This is a genomic window from Caulobacter sp. GW821-FHT09B11 (assembly GCF_059418205.1).
The window spans coordinates 1-881 of record NZ_JBWKPK010000068.1 but is presented as its reverse complement, the minus strand read 5'-3'; the positions used below and the strand labels follow the sequence as shown (position 1 = coordinate 881).

The 881-nt window shown below is 69.1% G+C and carries 1 protein-coding gene; it reads right to left on the bottom strand.

Annotated features, from left to right (window positions below; genetic code table 11):
- Positions 1 to 22 precede the first annotated feature (22 nt).
- A partial coding sequence (locus tag AC07N1_RS25230) for an IS110 family RNA-guided transposase (RefSeq protein ID WP_494674285.1) occupies positions 23 to 881 on the bottom strand: 859 nt, incomplete at its 5' end.

The window sequence follows — 881 nt, the reverse complement described above, 5'->3', positions numbered from 1 at the left end:
CGGATGAGCAACCATGTTGAGTTCAGGCTTGCGTTAGCCAGGGCTGCTGTCTTGCGAGGACGAGGTTTGCGGCCTCGATGAGCTTTCGCATGACGGCGACGATCGCGAGCTTGGGTGGTTTGCCGGCGGCTAGCAGGCGGTCGGCGAAGGCCTTGAAGCCGGGATCGAAGCGCTTGGCGGCGATGGCGGCGAGGTAGAGCATGCGGCGAGGACGGCTTCGTCCGCCGCCGATGAAGCTCTGGCCGCGCCACTGGCCCGACTGGCGGTCGAAGGGAGCCACGCCGATCAGGCTGGCGGGCTGGCCGCGCTGGAGGACGCCCAGCTCGGGCATGCGAATGACCAGGCTGGCGGCCACGATCGGCCCCACGCCAGGCACCGACTGCAGCAGCCGCCAGCGGGCGACCAGGTCTTCGAAGGCCTTGATCCTGGTGAAGATCTCGCGCGCCAAACGCGTTTTCAGACGCTTCAGGCTTTCGATCTGCTCGTCGAGACTGGCGGCCAGGTCGGGCAGCGTCACGTGCTCCATGGAGGTCTTGAGCTGGGCGGCCAGGTCGCTGATCTGCTCGTAGGCCGTCATCCGTTCGGCCAGTTCGATCAGGCGCGGATCCTGCGCCGCCCGCACCGTGTCCACCTGGGCCGTCGCCGCCGCGATCAGCGCCGCGTCGATCCGATCGGTCTTGGCCCGCAAGCGCTTGAGCCTTGCAAACAGCCGTACCTCCAGCGGCTGGTGCACCACCACCTCCAGGCCCGCCGCCTCCAGCCTTGCCCGCACGCCGCGCTCGTAGCCGGCCGTCGCCTCCAGCCCGACCCGGCCAACGCCTCGTTCCTTCAGCCAGGCGGCCAACGCCTCCCAGCCGGCCGCGTCGTTGGCCGCCTGGAAC